The sequence below is a fragment of the Hydrogenophaga sp. SNF1 genome (assembly GCF_034421675.1).
In the GTDB taxonomy this organism is placed as follows: domain Bacteria; phylum Pseudomonadota; class Gammaproteobacteria; order Burkholderiales; family Burkholderiaceae_C; genus Hydrogenophaga; species Hydrogenophaga borbori.
In genome coordinates this window covers 3,288,920-3,302,863 of record NZ_CP139793.1, presented here as the reverse complement: position 1 = coordinate 3,302,863, position 13,944 = coordinate 3,288,920, and the positions used below count along the sequence as shown (strand labels likewise).

16 protein-coding genes are annotated in these 13,944 nt (G+C 69.6%); 14 read left to right on the top strand and 2 right to left on the bottom strand.

The features are described from left to right. Positions 1-48: 48 nt before the first annotated feature. Complete coding sequence (gene gloA, locus SOM08_RS15805) at positions 49-462, bottom strand: lactoylglutathione lyase (protein ID WP_070397587.1); 414 nt, start codon at positions 460-462, stop codon at positions 49-51. An 11-nt stretch (positions 463-473) separates the two neighbouring features. Continuing rightward, positions 474-1,004, bottom strand: a complete 531-nt coding sequence (locus SOM08_RS15800) for a PaaI family thioesterase (protein WP_245980978.1) — start codon at positions 1,002-1,004, stop codon at positions 474-476. Between the two features lie 52 nt (positions 1,005-1,056). Between SOM08_RS15800 and SOM08_RS15795 the strand changes: the two genes are divergently transcribed. From SOM08_RS15795 to SOM08_RS15730, 14 genes are all read left to right on the top strand, one after another. Next, positions 1,057-1,533 (top strand): MarR family winged helix-turn-helix transcriptional regulator, encoded by a 477-nt coding sequence (locus SOM08_RS15795; RefSeq protein ID WP_116959601.1) that lies wholly within the window; start codon positions 1,057-1,059, stop codon positions 1,531-1,533. After that, positions 1,520-2,740, top strand: a complete 1,221-nt coding sequence (locus SOM08_RS15790; protein WP_116959602.1) for an MFS transporter — start codon at positions 1,520-1,522, stop codon at positions 2,738-2,740. The genes SOM08_RS15795 and SOM08_RS15790 overlap by 14 nt, the downstream gene beginning before the upstream one ends. 238 nt (positions 2,741-2,978) lie before the next feature. Next, entirely contained in the window at positions 2,979-3,206 is a 228-nt protein-coding gene (locus SOM08_RS15785; protein WP_181936499.1) for a Flp family type IVb pilin, read from the top strand. 44 nt (positions 3,207-3,250) lie between these two features. Beyond that, positions 3,251-4,687 carry a pilus assembly protein TadG-related protein gene (locus SOM08_RS15780; RefSeq protein ID WP_322469290.1) on the top strand — a complete coding sequence of 479 codons (1,437 nt, stop codon included), beginning with the start codon at positions 3,251-3,253 and terminating at the stop codon, positions 4,685-4,687. Beyond that, positions 4,684-5,535 carry a hypothetical protein gene (locus SOM08_RS15775; RefSeq protein ID WP_322469289.1) on the top strand — a complete coding sequence of 284 codons (852 nt, stop codon included), beginning with the start codon at positions 4,684-4,686 and terminating at the stop codon, positions 5,533-5,535. The genes SOM08_RS15780 and SOM08_RS15775 overlap by 4 nt, the downstream gene beginning before the upstream one ends. 58 nt (positions 5,536-5,593) lie before the next feature. Next, positions 5,594-6,340 carry a hypothetical protein gene (locus SOM08_RS15770; protein ID WP_322469288.1) on the top strand — a complete coding sequence of 249 codons (747 nt, stop codon included), beginning with the start codon at positions 5,594-5,596 and terminating at the stop codon, positions 6,338-6,340. Continuing rightward, positions 6,337-6,540 (top strand): hypothetical protein, encoded by a 204-nt coding sequence (locus SOM08_RS15765; RefSeq protein WP_245980979.1) that lies wholly within the window; start codon positions 6,337-6,339, stop codon positions 6,538-6,540. Before SOM08_RS15770 ends, SOM08_RS15765 begins: the two co-directional genes overlap by 4 nt. A 13-nt stretch (positions 6,541-6,553) precedes the next feature. Next, positions 6,554-7,447, top strand: a complete 894-nt coding sequence (gene cpaB, locus SOM08_RS15760) for a Flp pilus assembly protein CpaB (protein ID WP_322469287.1) — start codon at positions 6,554-6,556, stop codon at positions 7,445-7,447. A gap of 230 nt (positions 7,448-7,677) precedes the next feature. After that, the gene (locus tag SOM08_RS15755; protein ID WP_322469286.1) at positions 7,678-9,273 is read left to right on the top strand and encodes a pilus assembly protein N-terminal domain-containing protein; all 1,596 of its coding nucleotides are present in this window, start codon (positions 7,678-7,680) and stop codon (positions 9,271-9,273) included. Positions 9,274-9,293: 20 nt separating this feature from the next. Continuing rightward, a complete protein-coding gene (locus SOM08_RS15750; protein WP_322469285.1) occupies positions 9,294-10,982 on the top strand; it encodes an ATPase, T2SS/T4P/T4SS family in 1,689 nt (562 codons plus the stop codon). After that, positions 10,979-11,842 carry a type II secretion system F family protein gene (locus SOM08_RS15745; protein ID WP_416187020.1) on the top strand — a complete coding sequence of 288 codons (864 nt, stop codon included), beginning with the start codon at positions 10,979-10,981 and terminating at the stop codon, positions 11,840-11,842. The genes SOM08_RS15750 and SOM08_RS15745 overlap by 4 nt, the downstream gene beginning before the upstream one ends. Positions 11,843-11,854: 12 nt before the next feature. Beyond that, complete coding sequence (locus SOM08_RS15740; protein ID WP_322469283.1) at positions 11,855-12,769, top strand: type II secretion system F family protein; 915 nt, start codon at positions 11,855-11,857, stop codon at positions 12,767-12,769. Between the two features lie 10 nt (positions 12,770-12,779). Continuing rightward, the gene (locus SOM08_RS15735) at positions 12,780-13,184 is read left to right on the top strand and encodes a DUF192 domain-containing protein (RefSeq protein ID WP_116959612.1); all 405 of its coding nucleotides are present in this window, start codon (positions 12,780-12,782) and stop codon (positions 13,182-13,184) included. A 50-nt stretch (positions 13,185-13,234) separates the two neighbouring features. Continuing rightward, entirely contained in the window at positions 13,235-13,939 is a 705-nt protein-coding gene (locus SOM08_RS15730; protein WP_322469282.1) for a TadE/TadG family type IV pilus assembly protein, read from the top strand. Positions 13,940-13,944 lie beyond the last annotated feature (5 nt).

Genomic DNA, 13,944 nt, shown 5'->3' with positions numbered 1-13,944 from the left:
CAGACAAAAGGCCCGGTTCGACCGGGCCTTTTCATTGGGGGGAGGGGCTCAGCGCAGGCCCTGGCCGGCGGCGTGGTCGTCGGCGCGCTGGATCAGCTCGATCTTGTAGCCGTCCGGGTCCGTCACGAAGGCGATCACCGTGGTGCCACCCTTGACCGGACCGGCCTCGCGCGTGACCTGGCCGCCCGCGGCCTTGATCTTCTCGCAGGCCGCGTAGGCGTCGGGCACGCCCAGGGCGATGTGGCCGTAGGCCGTGCCCATCTCGTACTGCTCCACGCCCCAGTTGTAGGTGAGCTCGATCTCGGCCTGCGCCGGGTTGCTCTCGAAGCCCAGGAAGGCCAGCGAGTACTTGTACTCGGGGTTCTCGGAGGTGCGCAGCAGCTTCATGCCGAGCACGTTCGTGTAGAAGTGAATCGAGCGCTGGAGGTTGCCCACGCGCAGCATGGTGTGGAGGAGTCGCATGGGACGGATTGTCACCGAGCCTCGAAGACCAGGCAGGTCGTTGTGGCATGCGCGTACAGGGTGCCGTCCGGGCCCACCAGGCGGGCCTCGGCGGTGGCGAGCTGGCGGCCGGCGTGGATCACCTGTCCGATGGCCCGCACGCGCGGCACCTTGGGCGTGAGGGCCTTGACCAAATTCACGCCCAGCTCGGCCGTGGTGTAGGCCCGGCCCGGCGGCATCTTGGTGTGCACGGCGCAGCCCAGGGCCGAGTCGAGCAGGGTGGCGAACCAGCCGCCGTGCACCGAGCCCATGGGGTTGAGGTGGCGCGCCAGCGGCGCGCCCTGGAAGGTGGCCATGCCGTCGGCCACGGCCACCAGGTTGAAGTCCATCGTGGCCGCGATGGGCGGGAAGGGCAGCTCGCCGCGCAGCATGGCCTGCATCAGCTCCAGGCCGCTCTTGCCCGCGACCTGTTGCGGCGTGGAGACACCCGCGCCCGGCCCTTTGGCCATGGCCTCGAGCACGGCCTTCTCCTCGTCCAGCCAGCGTTGCAGGGTGTCGCTCATCGGTCGCTCCATGAAAGTTGCATATGCATGAATTGTAGATACAATCATCGCCATGTCGACTGTCGCCACCGCGTCATCCGTGCCACCCAAGCCGCAGGGGTGCACCAACCTCAAGCTGCGCCAACTGGTGCGCGCCGTGGGCGCGCTCTACGACGCCGAGGTCGGCAAGTCCGGCCTGAAGATCACGCAGTACTCGCTGCTGTCCTACATCGCCAAGCTCGGGCCGATCCGCGCGGTGGAGCTGGCGCAGCAGATGCACATGAGCGCGTCCACCCTGTCGCGCAACCTGCGCCCGCTCATCGACGCGGGGTGGGTGGAACAGGCCGCGGGGCCGGACGCGCGCAGCTGGCTGATCCAGGCCACGCCCGAGGGCCAGGCCAAGCGCGCCGAGGCGCAGCGCCGCTGGCGCGCGGCGCAGGAAACCGTGAACCAACGCCTGGGCGCGGCGCGCGTGGTCGCGCTGCACGCCCTCATCGACCAATCCCTGGCGCTGCTGGACGGCGCGGAGCCCCACCATGACACCGAATGAACCCCGCGCCCGCCTGTGGTGGCTGGTGCTGCTGGCGGCGGCCGGCGCCTTCGCGCTCACCATGGGCACGCGCCAGACCATGGGCTTCTTCCTGTCGCCCCTGAACACGGCCACCGGCCTGGGCGTGGGCAGCATCAGCCTGGCTTTCGCCTTCGGCCAGCTGTGGTGGGGCCTCACGCAACCCTTCGCGGGGGCCTTTGCCGACCGCGTGGGCGCGGGCCGCGTGCTGGTGATCGGTGTGCTGCTGGTGGCCGCGGGCACCTTCCTCACGCCCTACATGACGACCACGCTGGGCCTGATCTTCGCGCTGGGCATCCTGGCGGCGGGCGGTGCGGGCATGGCGGGGCCCTCGGTGCTGATGGCCGCGGCCAGCCGCCACATCGCGCCCGAGCGGCGCGGCATGGCCACGGGCATCGTCAACGCCGGCGGCTCCTTCGGCCAGTTCGTGATGGCGCCGATCGCGGCCGGGCTCACGGCCAGCCTGGGCTGGGTGGGGGCGCTGCAGGCGCTGGCCTTCATCACGCTGCTGGCCTTGCCGGCCGCCTGGGTGCTGCGCGGCGGGCCGAGCGGCGCGGCGAAGGCGGCAGCCCCGGTGGCGCTGCCCGCGCGCGAGGCGCTCCAGCGCGCCTTGCGGCACCGCGACTACCTCATGCTCGCGGCCGGCTTCTTCGTCTGCGGCTTCCACGTGGCCTTTCTGGCCACGCACCTGCCGGGCGTGGTGGCGGCCTGCGGCCTGCCGGCGCCGGTGGGCGCCTGGGCGCTGGGCGTCATCGGCCTGTTCAACATCGTGGGCAGCCTGGCCATGGGCTGGGCCGTGGGGCGCTGGCGCATGAAGTCGCTGTTGGCCCTGGTCTACGCCACGCGCGCCCTGGCGGTGCTGGTGTTCCTGCTGGCGCCCAAGACGGAGGTGGTGCTGCTGGTGTTCGCGGCCGTGATGGGCCTGAGCTTCCTGTCCACGGTGCCACCCACGGTGGGGCTGGTGGCCAAGTTTTTCGGCACCGGCAACATGGCCATGCTGTTCGGCGCGGTGATGTTCACGCACCAGGTGGGCGGCTTCCTCGGCGCCTGGCTGGGCGGGCGCGTCTTCGAGGCCACGGGCTCCTACGACTGGGTCTGGTACGTGGACATCGTGCTGGCCGTGGGCGCCGCGCTCATCCACCTGCCGATCCGCGAGGCGCGGCCGGCGCCGCGGGCGGCGGCGGCCTGAAAGGGGCCGGCGGCGCCACCGGCGTCTGCACGTTTGTGGGAAAAAAGCCGGACCAGCGGGCGTATTACTTTTGTTTTCATTAAATCCCCTTGATTGGTCGTCGCGCCCATCGCGCGGCTTCCTAGAGTGCGGGGCGCCGGGCAACCGGTGCCCAACAACACCAGCCAATCCAGGGAGTGTCATGAGTCCGCAAGCGCACAGAACGCCTTCGCCCCGAGCCGCCCAGCGCGGCCAGGGCATGACCGAGTACATCGTCATCGTTGCCTTGATCGCCGTGGCGGCCATCGGCGTGTACCAGTTCTTCGGGCAAACCATCCGCAACCAGACCGCGGGCATTGCCCTGGAGGTGTCGGGTCAGTCCGCGGACGCCGCGATCAACCAGGCCAAGACCGCGGCCGACAGCGCGCAGGCCGAGGGCAACAGGAAGAAGGGCCTGGGCAGCTACCAGAACAACGAGTCCCGCTGAAGGCGCTGCCACAAGCGCCCAGCCACCACCGTTGATCTGAAACCATGCCAGCCGCCTTTCGCCCGCTGCGCGGGCCGGGCTTGAGCGGGGGGAGCGCCATCAGGGCCCGGCAACAGGGCCAGGCGCTGGTGTACGGCCTGTTCGTCCTCATCGGCGGGCTCGCCGCGCTGTTCTTCCTGTTCAACACCGGTCAACTCACGCGCGAGAAAACCAAGCTCGTCAACACGGCCGATGCCGTGGCCTACAGCGCTGGCGTGATGAACGCGCGCGCGCTCAATTTCGTGGCCTACACCAACCGGGCCCTCATCGCCAACGAGGTCACCATCGCGCAGCTGGTCAGCCTGTCGTCGTGGGCGCAGTACGTGCAGACCCATGCCGAGAGCACGGCGCGCCTGGGTTGCGAGGTGCCGCAGTACGCCGAGCCCACGGTCAAGGGCATGGTCGAGTACGCCCCGGTCTGCGTGGGCCTGTTCTACGCCAATGCCACCGGCGCGGTCGAAGCCGCCGCGCAAGCGGTGCAACTCGTCACGGAGGTCGCGGTCCTGCCCGCCGAAGCGGCCAAGCTCGCATTGCAGGCCTCCCAGGCCGCGATGGCGGTGGCCTTGCCGGCGGTGCGCCAGACGGTGATGGACGAAGTGGCGCAGGCCAACTACGCCGGCGATGGCGACGTCGTGGTCGACGCCGTGCCGCTGAAGGACGGGTTCGCTGACTTCGATGGCCAGCCGTTTCTGCACCGCTACAGCGGTGACGAACGCGAGCGCTTCAAGCAAGCCACCCTATCGGCCACGGGCCTCGATCCTTTCGTGCCCTCGCGAAGCTGGCGCAGCGAGGCCCGCGCGCCCACCTGCGTCGACTTCGGGCCGCACGTCGATCACGTCCAGCGCGCGGGCGGCACCACCTTGGTGGGCTACGACGAATGGCGGGCCCTGGACACGGTTTCCATGTGGCGCTATCGCTTGCGCGGCCGTTGGCTTCCGCGTTGCCGCAGCGGCGAAGACCCCTTGGGTGACGGCGTCCAGGCGGCCGGCGACGGGTCTGGCGGGAACGGCGATGCGCCGGGCGCGCGTGTCAACCCGCGCGCCACGGCGATGGCCTCGTCCAGCGACTGGCACTACAGCGGCCTGCCGAGCTTCTACGCGTTGTCGGCCGCCGCGCTGTCCCGCGGCGCCGGGTCGAGCCCGCTCGATCCACGGCTGGACTTCGCGGTGCGGGTCACGCGCAACGCGGCCCAGACGCGCACCTCCGACGCGCGTTCGCCGCTGCGGTCTTCGCAGCGCCTGAACCGCTACTCAGGCCAGCCCGCCCGGGGGCTCTACGCGGGCGTATCGGCGTCGCAGGTGCATTTCGAGAGGCCATCGCCGCGCGCCGATGGCCAGGCCGAACTGGCGAGTCTCTTCAATCCGTATTGGCAGGTGCGCCTGATCGATGCCGCGCCGTATGTGGCGATGGCAAGGGCCCGACAGGGTGTCACGACACCATGAGCGGCATCCTTCCCCTGATCTGCGCGTCCGGCACGCTGGCGCCCCGTTCCCGATTCCGTCGGCGGCGTGCGCACCCTCAGCAAGGCCAGGCATTGACCGAGTTCCTCGTCGTCGCTCTGGCGCTGGTGCCGCTGTTCCTATTGATGCCGCTCATCGGCAAGTACCAGGACATCGCGCACAGCACGCAAATGGCCGCGCGCTACACGGCCTTCGCGGCAACGGTGCGCAACGACGCGGTGGGCCGCTTCGTGCCCGAGGCCCAACTGGCCGACGAGGTGCGCCGCCGCTTCTTCGGCAACCTGCAGGCACCCATCAAGACCCACGACGCCGCGGATGAGGTCGACGCCCATCGCAACCCCCTCTGGCGCCGTCCCGACGGCAAGGCCCTGGTCCCGTCCTTCGGCGCCGTGGCCCTGGGTTTTGGCCGCCAACAGGGCAGCGCGCACGCCGACGGCTTTGCCGCCGCCAGCGACGGCGACGCGTTCCCGCTGCGTGGCCCGCTGTCGCTCGCCAGCCGCGGCATCTACACCACCCAGGTGCGCGTTGCGCTGGCCGATATGCCGGCGGGCTTGCGGGCCTACGAACCCTTCGACAGCCTCGGCCTTGCCATGGTCCGCAGCACGAGCCTGCTGATCGACCCCTGGACGGGGCGAGGCCCTGCCGAGGTTCAGGCCAAGCTGAGTGACCCCTTTGTCTTTCCGGGCGGCGTATTGCGTGGGGCGTCGCCGGCCGTCGAGCCGGTCGTGGAGGCGGTCGAACTGCCCGGGGGATTGAAGGCACCCCGGCTCGGCCGACTCGATTTCTGGCAGGACGCGGTGCCACCGGATCGCCTGGGGCCGCAGCCATGAGCGCCGGGCCGTTCCCAGGGCGCCCAGCCCCGCGGCGCGCCGCACGGAGGCTTGTCCAATGAACACAAGACCGTCAACGCACAAGGTGCGGCATCTGGCTGTGGCCATCGGGGGGTGTGCGGTGCTGCTGGGCGTCCCTGCGCGGGCCGAGCGCGTCTGGCCGGTGATCGATCTGCCGGCGCACGCGCAGAGCTGGTCGGTCGGCGACGCGCTTGAGGTTGGGGGGGTGCCCATGCGGATCCGTGGCTTTCTATCGGACCGCCCCCGCGACGAGGTGGCGCGCTCCCTGCGGCAGGGCCTGGGTCGGCCGATGGTCGAAAGCCGCGTGGGCGACAAGCTGATCCTGGGCCGCGCCGACGGTGGCTTCTACCTCACGGTGCAGTTGGAGAGCGTGGCCGGTGGCACGCGCGCGTGGGTGGCGGTCAGCGACCTGGAGAGCGCTACCCGGCACCGCGAGCGGGCCCAGAGCCATGCACAGGCCTGGCTGCAGCGCCTGCCGGCCGACTCGCGCATCCTGAGCCAGACCGCGTCGCGCGATGGCCAACGGCTGTCGAGCCAACTGGTCTACAGCAACGGCGCGGGCGCCGCGCTCAATGGCCGGGCCCTGACGGCCTTGATGCAGGAGGACGGTCTGCAACTGCAGCATGAAGCCGCGGCCGACGCAGCCCCTCATGTGGCCCCGGATGGCCGTGTGATGTGGTTCAAGGGCGCGGGCAAGGAGGCCACGGCGGTCATCGGCCGCCTGCCGGACGGCCGCGCCAGCGTGGTGCTCAACACCGTCACGGCCCTGGAGACGATGCCGTGATTCCCTCCCGCTCCGCCCCTGTGCGGGCCGGTGGCGCCGCACGCGGCCAGGCCAGCCTGGAGTACGTGGTCGTCTGCCTCGCGCTGGCGCTGGCCCTGGGCATCGGCCTGTGGAACGACCAGAGCGTGCTCTGGCAGCTGCTCGATGCCTTGCGCGTGGCCTACCAGCGGTTCGCCTACGCGCTGTCCCTGCCCACCTGAGCCCTTGCTTTCGATGAAACCTTCCTTCGCCCTGTCCGCCCTGCGGCCCAACAAGACCTGGATCGTGCTGGGTGTCGCCCTGGCCATCGGCCTGCTCGCGGCGCTCGGCGCGCGCAGCTACCTGTTCAACCAGCTGGCCGAGATCGAGGCGCGCGGCAAGGGTCGCATGGTCGATCTCGTGGTGGCCAAGGTCGACCTCGCCAAAGGGCAGCGCCTGTCCAGCGACAACCTGGCGGTGCGTCCCATCCCGGCCGACTATGCGCACAGCCTGGCGCTGACGCCCGAGCAGTTCGATCGCGCAGAGGGCCGGGCGCTGGCCTACGACGTGAAAGGCGGCGAGGTGGTTCTGTGGAGCATGGTCGAAGGCAGCAAGGTGCCCACCTTCTCGGCGCGCGTCGCCGCGGGCCATCGCGCCATCACCGTGCCGGTGGACGAAATCAACTCCATCTCCGGGCTGCTGGAGCCGGGCGACCGGATCGATCTGCTGGTCAGCATCGAGCGCCAGGGCCGCCAGAGCACCTTCACGCTGTTGCAGGGCATCGAGGTCATGGCCACCGGCCAGCGCTCGGTGGACGACCCCAAGAGCGGCGAGCGGCGCCTGTACTCCACCGTGACGCTGGACGCCGACCCGCAGCAGGCGCGCAACATCACCGTGGCGCGCGAGGCCGGCAGGCTCACGGCGCTGCTGCGCAACCCGCAGGACAAGGCCCCCACCCCCGGCGCCGCATTCGACCTTGCGGCCTGGTTGGGCGGCACCCCCGCCTCTCCCGCCGCCGACGTGCCGGTGCTGTACGGCGGGCGTGGCGCCAAGCTGCCGCCCGAAGGACTGCGCCTGGACCCTCGTGGCACGCCGGCACCGGCCAGGGGTCGCTTCGAGGCGAACAACACGGCCGACACGGCGCCATGAGGACTCCAATGCCCCCACCTTTCTCTTTCCTACACACGCGGCCGTGGCGCGCCCTGTGGCTGGCCCTGGCAAGTGGCTTGCTGCTGGCGCCGGCCCACGCCATCGACTCCGCCGCCGCCACCGCTCCTGCAGCGGGTGGGGTCGTCAATGGCTACGCGCCCATTCTCAAACCGTCTGCCGATGCCAGGGCCCGTCGATCCGCGGGCGCATCGGCCCGGCCCTATGCCCCGGTGAAAAATGCCGACGACGACGGCCAGATCGCCGAAATCGAGATGTTCACCGGCGAATCGCGCGTGTTCCCCGCGCCCGGCGTGGCGCGCATCGCGGTGGGCAACGGGGCCATCCTCACGGCCGCCGCGCTGGACGACAAAGAGGTGATCCTGTTCGCCAACGGTGTGGGCACCTCGTCGTTGTTCCTCTGGCATGCCGACGGGCGCTACCAGCGCATCAAGATCAATATCGTCGCGGGCGACCTGAGCCGCGTGGCGCGCGAGGTGGCGGCCTTCCTGTCCACCATTCCCAAGGCGCGCGCCTCGGTGATCGGCGACAAGGTGATCGTCGAAGGCGAACAGCTGAGCGACGTCGATCTCGCCAAGATCGACGCCCTGGCCAAGACCTATCCGCAGATCGTCAACTTCACCAACCGGCTCGGCTGGGAGCAGATGGTGCTGCTGGACGTCAAGGTGGTCGAGTTCCCCGTCGACGAGCTGCGCGAGATCGGCCTGAAGTGGTCCGCCGCCGGCGGTGCGGCCCTTGGCGGCATCTGGGCGCCGGCCGGCCGGGGCCATGGCCCTTACCAGATCAACGTCCCGGCCGGCACGGGTGGCCTGCCCATCACCAACGCCGACGGCACCACCACCGGCATTCCACTGCCGAGCGGCCTGACGCTGATGAGCGCCCTCAACGCGGGCCTGGGCGCGCAACTGAACCTGCTGGCGCAGAGCGGCCGCAGCACCGTGTTGGCCGAGCCGCAGCTGTCCGCGCGCAATGGCGCCAAGGCCAGTTTCCTGGCCGGTGGCGAGTACCCGTACACCGTGTCTACGGTGAACGGACCCTCGGTGCTGTTCAAGCCCTATGGGGTCAAGCTCGACATCCAGCCCCGCGTGGACGCCAGTGGGGTGATCCGCGCCACCGTCGAGACCGAGGTCAGCCAGATCGATCCATCGGTCTCCACCCCGTCGGGGCCGGCCTTGCTCTCGCGCAAGACCAGCACCGAGTTCAACGTCCGCGATGGCCAGACCATCGTGCTCAGCGGCCTCATCCAACGCGAACAGGCCACCAGCATCGACAAGGTGCCGCTGCTGGGCGACCTCCCCGTGCTGGGCGCGCTGTTTCGCTCCCAACGCTTCCAGAACAAGGAAACCGAGCTTGTCATCTTCGTCACGCCGACCGTTGTCGACGCGCATTCACCCGGGCTGCTCGACCGTGCGCAGAAGATCAACGAACGCTTGCAGCAGCGGCTCGGCGAACCGCCTCACCTGAGCGAGCCCTTGCAGCCGGGCCACGAGCCGGCGCAGGCGACCGTCGTGGGCGACGGCGCTGGCGCGGCACTTCCCGAACCCCCCCAGCCAACGGCCACCGTGGGCGCCGCGTTGACGCTGGGGCAGCTGCCTTTGAGCGATGTCGAGCTGTGGGCCGGCGCGGATGGGGCCGTGCTGAGGCTCACGCCGGACATCAACGCGTCCGTGCTGGTGCGCCTGCGGCGCGGAGAGCCGGTGCGTGTCCTGGACCTGGCGCCGCGCGGCCGGTGGCTGGCCGTGCAGGCGGGCGAACGCCGGGGGTGGGTCGCCTCGAACGGACTTTCGTTGGCGGCGCCGGTTCGCTGAATCCGAGCGGAGAACAGCACATGTTGCAGATCGACATCGAATCCGCGGACGGCGCCACGAGCCGTCTGCAAGCACCCGACGAGAGCGTGATCGGCAAAGGCGCCCACAACGAGGTGCGCTTGGAGGGCTGGCGCATTGGCAAGGAGCACGCGCGCCTGTTCGCCACGCCGTCGGGGGTCTGGCTGGAGGACCTGGGGGCCTTCGGCGGTGTGATCGTCAATGGCCAGCGCATCGCCGGACAGCACGGCCCGCTGCGGCCGGACGACGTGATCGGCATCGGGCCATACAAACTCCGCGTGACGCCGGTCCCCCCGGCGGCGAATCCCGCGCAGGCCTCGCCGGTGCCTGCGGCCTTGCCGCCCCAGGCCGTGGCCTTGCCCTCGCCCGAGGAGGGCAGTTCCTGCTTGGCAGAGCGGCAGCGGGAGTTCGAGTGGCGCCGCCGACTGCACGGCAAGCTGATCGAAACCATGGACCTGCGCCGCCACGACGTGTCCTCCATGAGCGACGAGCGGCTGCGCCAGGAGACCGCGGGCCTGGTGCGGCAGCTCCTCGCCGAGCTCGACGGCGACATTCCGCCGGGTATCGACCGCTCGCAGCTCTGCCAGCAGGTGCTCGACGAAGCGGTCGGCCTGGGGCCGTTGGAAGCGCTGCTGGCCGATGAGGGCGTGACCGAGATCATGGTCAACCGCCACGACGAGATCTACGTCGAGCGGGCAGGGCGCTTGTTGCGGCACCCGCTGAGCTTCACCGGCGACCGCGCGGTGATGGGCGTGATCGAGCGCATCGTCGCGCCGCTGGGGCGGCGCATCGACGAATCCTCGCCCATGGTTGACGCTCGCCTGAAGGACGGCTCGCGCGTCAACGCCGTCATCCCGCCGCTCGCGCTCAAGGGCCCTTGCCTGACCATCCGCAAGTTCGCCAAGCACAAGCTCACCGCCGCCGACCTCGTGCGCTTTGGCTCGATCAGCGCCGAGATGGCGGCCTTCCTCGAGGTCTGCGTGGTGGCGCGCAAGAACATCGTCGTCTCAGGCGGCACCGGCTCGGGCAAGACCACGCTGCTCAACATCCTGTCCAACTTCATTCCATCGGGCGAACGCATCGTCACCGTGGAAGACGCCGCAGAGCTCAAGCTGCACCACGAGCACCTGATCAGCCTGGAGTCCCGGCCGGCCAACGTGGAGGGTAAGGGGGCCGTGCCGATCCGCGAGCTGGTGCGCAACACCCTGCGCATGCGGCCGGACCGCATCGTCGTCGGTGAATGCCGAGGCGGCGAGACCCTGGACATGCTGCAGGCGATGAACACGGGCCACGACGGCTCGCTGACCACGCTGCACGCCAACGCGCCGCGCGATGCGCTGGCGCGACTGGAGACGATGGTGCTGATGGCGGGCATGGACCTGCCGCTGGCGGCGATCCGCGAGCAGGTGTCCTCCGCGGTGCACCTGATCGTGCAGCAGACGCGGTTTGCCTGCGGCACGCGCCGGGTCACCAGCGTCACCGAGGTCTGCGGCATGGAGAGCGGCAAGGTGCAGCTGCAGGAGTTGTTCCGCTTCCAGCCGCAGGGCTATGGGGGACCCGACGGCAAGATGCGTGGCCACTTCTGCGGCTGCGACATGGTGCCCACGTTCTACGAAGAGCTGCGGGCCATGGGGCAGTCGCTGGACCTGAACATCTTCAAGCCCGTGCCAGCGCCGGTGCTGGAGGCCTGATCGCCATGGGCCCGGTCTTGTTGTGGGTCGTGGTGGTGGTCGCCGTGTCGGCCGCGCTGCTGGCCTGGTTCGCGATCGACCTGGGCACCGTGTCGCTGCAGCGCTACCGCGCGGCCTTCACCGAACGCACCCGCTTCCAGGCGCAGGAGTTTTTCCTGTTCATCGCGCCGCAGAAATTGTTCGCGGCCAACCTCGCGGTCATGGCGCTGGGGGCCCTGGCCACCTGGCTGCTCACCGGCAGCGCGCTGCTCGCGCTGCCGGCGTTCTTTGCCCTGGCGCTGCTGCCGCGCTGGGTCTACGCGAGGATGCGCCGGCGCCGCCTGCGCCAGTTCGAGGCGCAGTTGCCCGACGCGCTCATGATGCTCAGCGGGGGCATGCGGGCCGGCGTTGGCCTGAGCTCGGGCCTGCAGCAGCTCGTCGCCGAGAGCGCGCCGCCGCTGGCCCAGGAGTTCGCGCTGCTGCTGCGCGAGCAGCGCCTGGGCGTCACGCTGGAACAGAGCCTCGCCAACCTGGCCCGGCGTGTGCCCACGCAGACCACCACGCTGGTGGTGTCGGCCATGCGCATCGCCACCACCACCGGCGGTGGTCTGGCCGAGACGCTGGAGCGCACCGCGCACACCATCCGGGCGCGCTTGCAGATGGAGGGAAAGATCGAGGCCCTCACCGCGCAAGGCAAATTGCAGGCCTGGGTGGTGGGCCTGTTGCCGCTGCTGCTGATGCTCGTGCTCAACAAGATGGAGCCCGAAGCCATGGCCCTGCTGTGGCACACGCCGCTGGGTTGGGCGACGCTGGGTGTCATCGCCTTCCTTGAAGTGATGGGCGTGGTGGTGATCCGCAAGATCATCGCGATCGACGTCTGAGGTGGTCCCGCGATGCAGACCCCTTTCCTGATGCAGCACCCGGGGCTTGTGCTGACGCTGCTCGCGCTGGGGTTCATGGTGCCCGTGGCGCTGCTGGCCTGGTTGCTCGGCCGGGCGGTCGCGCAGGTGCCCGAAGAGGATCGGCAGTACAAGGACGCGCCGCCGCTGGGGTTCCGGCTGGCGTGGTGGCCGATCCAATGGATCAGCCACTACCTGGAGCCGCTGTTGCCGGTCAGCACGCGAGAGGCGTTGGCGAGGCGCCTGCGCAAAGGCGGTCTGGACTACACCCTGGCGCCAGCGCAGTTCGTTGCGTCGCGCGGCGTGTGTGCGCTGCTGTCGGCGGCCTTGGCCGCCTGGGGCGCGAACGCCTTGGCCCCAACCCACGCCGGCGCCTGGCTGCAGGTCCTGCCCCTGGCCGCACTGATGGGCTGGGCCTACCCGGCGCTGTGGCTGGGCGACCGGCTCAAGGCGCGCCAGAAGGAGCTGCTCAGGACCTTGCCCTTCTTCCTCGACGTCATCACGCTGTGCGTGGAGGCGGGGCTCAACCTGCAGGGCGCCATGACCCAGGCCGTGGCCAAGGGCCCCGTGGGGGTGTTGCGCGACGAGCTCCAGCGCGTGCTGCGCGACATCCGCGCCGGCAAGGCGCGAGCAGAGGCTTTGCGCGCGATGGCGCAGCGCCTGGACGAACCCGCCGTGGGCCATTGGGTGGTCTCCGTGATCCAGGCCGAAAGCATGGGCATGAGCCTGGGTCCCGTGCTGCGGGTCCAGGCCGATCAGCGCCGCAGCGAGCGCTTTCTGCGCGCCGAGAAACTCGCGATGGAGGCCCCGGTGAAGATGCTCTTCCCGCTGCTGGCGTTCATCTTTCCTTGCACTTTCATCGTCTTGTTTTTCCCGATCGCGATGAAGTTCATGCATTCGGGACTGTGAAAGCGGGGACATGACGCACCACCGACACACCCGCGACGCTGTCTTGCACACCGCCACGGGAGAGTATTCCCTGCGCGTGCGCGTCGCCGACACCTTCCTGTCGCGCTTGCGCGGGCTCATGTTCGCGCCACCCTTGCCCGCCAACGAAGCACTGCTGCTGATGCGCTGCGCCAGTGTGCACACCGGCTTCATGCGCTGCCCCGTCGATGTGCTGTACCTGGAGGCTTCGGGTGTGGTCGCACGCTGCGTGGCTGGCCTGCGGCCGTGGCACCTGAGCCTTGGGGGCTTCATGGCGGAAGCCCGCGGCCGGCACACGCTGGAGCTGGCCGAAGGCAGCATCCATCGGTTCGGCGTGCGTCGCGGTGACCGGCTCGAGCACGGCCTGTTCCGAGGCGCCCCTGGCGTGCGCCGATGACTCGCCCACCCGGTCACCTCCGTCGCCGCGCACGGCAGCATGGCTCGGCCATGATCGAGTTCGCCGTGGTCGGCCCCGTGCTCACGCTGCTCGGTCTGGCGCTGCTGCAGTACGGCCTGCTGTTCTTCGCCAAGAACGGTTTCAACCACGCGGCCTTCATGGCCGCGCGCGCCGGCGCGGTGGGCAACGCCAGCCTGAGCAGCGTGCAGCAGGCTTACGTGCGAGCGCTGGTGCCGCTGTACGGCGGCGGCCGCAACAGCGCCGAACTGGCCGAAGCCTACGCCCGGGCCCAGGCCGATGTGAACGGGCAACGGTTCGATGCACTTCTGGCCGATTTGGGCATGACGCGAGATGGGTTTCGCCTCTATCTGAAAGATCCGGCCAACTGGAACGAAGGCTGGCAGGGCTTTGCCTCGGCTGCTGTCTTCACTGACAAAACGCTCAAGGCGGTGCTATTAGATACGCCAAGTGCCTTGTTCAAGAGCCGACAGAAATTCGATCTGATCTCCGACCGCGAGATTCGATGGAAGTATGCGGCGTACAGGATCAAATACCCCAATGAAACGGAAGAGGACATCGTGGCGCGAATCGGCTACTTCCACAACGCGGGCTCGGACGCCAAGGCCTTGTCCGTGGCACGAAACTTTGAGTACGCCAAGGGATTGGTGGGCATCTGGAGCAACACCACCAAGATGCCTTGCGACGTCATGAACGTGCCACGACTGGCACTCGATCCCATCAAGCCGAAGTCATAGGAGAG

Coding starts and splice junctions, on each gene's coding strand:
- SOM08_RS15730 (WP_322469282.1), top strand. CDS start 13,235: ATGATCGAGTTCGCCGTGGTCGGCCCCGTGCTCACGCTGCTCGGTCTG.
- SOM08_RS15750 (WP_322469285.1), top strand. CDS start 9,294: ATGTTGCAGATCGACATCGAATCCGCGGACGGCGCCACGAGCCGTCTG.
- SOM08_RS15795 (WP_116959601.1), top strand. CDS start 1,057: ATGTCGACTGTCGCCACCGCGTCATCCGTGCCACCCAAGCCGCAGGGG.
- SOM08_RS15785 (WP_181936499.1), top strand. CDS start 2,979: ATGACCGAGTACATCGTCATCGTTGCCTTGATCGCCGTGGCGGCCATC.
- SOM08_RS15790 (WP_116959602.1), top strand. CDS start 1,520: ATGACACCGAATGAACCCCGCGCCCGCCTGTGGTGGCTGGTGCTGCTG.
- SOM08_RS15800 (WP_245980978.1), bottom strand. CDS start 1,004: ATGAGCGACACCCTGCAACGCTGGCTGGACGAGGAGAAGGCCGTGCTC.
- gloA (WP_070397587.1), bottom strand. CDS start 462: ATGCGACTCCTCCACACCATGCTGCGCGTGGGCAACCTCCAGCGCTCG.
- SOM08_RS15775 (WP_322469289.1), top strand. CDS start 4,684: ATGAGCGGCATCCTTCCCCTGATCTGCGCGTCCGGCACGCTGGCGCCC.
- SOM08_RS15780 (WP_322469290.1), top strand. CDS start 3,251: ATGCCAGCCGCCTTTCGCCCGCTGCGCGGGCCGGGCTTGAGCGGGGGG.
- SOM08_RS15740 (WP_322469283.1), top strand. CDS start 11,855: ATGCAGACCCCTTTCCTGATGCAGCACCCGGGGCTTGTGCTGACGCTG.
- cpaB (WP_322469287.1), top strand. CDS start 6,554: ATGAAACCTTCCTTCGCCCTGTCCGCCCTGCGGCCCAACAAGACCTGG.
- SOM08_RS15770 (WP_322469288.1), top strand. CDS start 5,594: ATGAACACAAGACCGTCAACGCACAAGGTGCGGCATCTGGCTGTGGCC.
- SOM08_RS15735 (WP_116959612.1), top strand. CDS start 12,780: ATGACGCACCACCGACACACCCGCGACGCTGTCTTGCACACCGCCACG.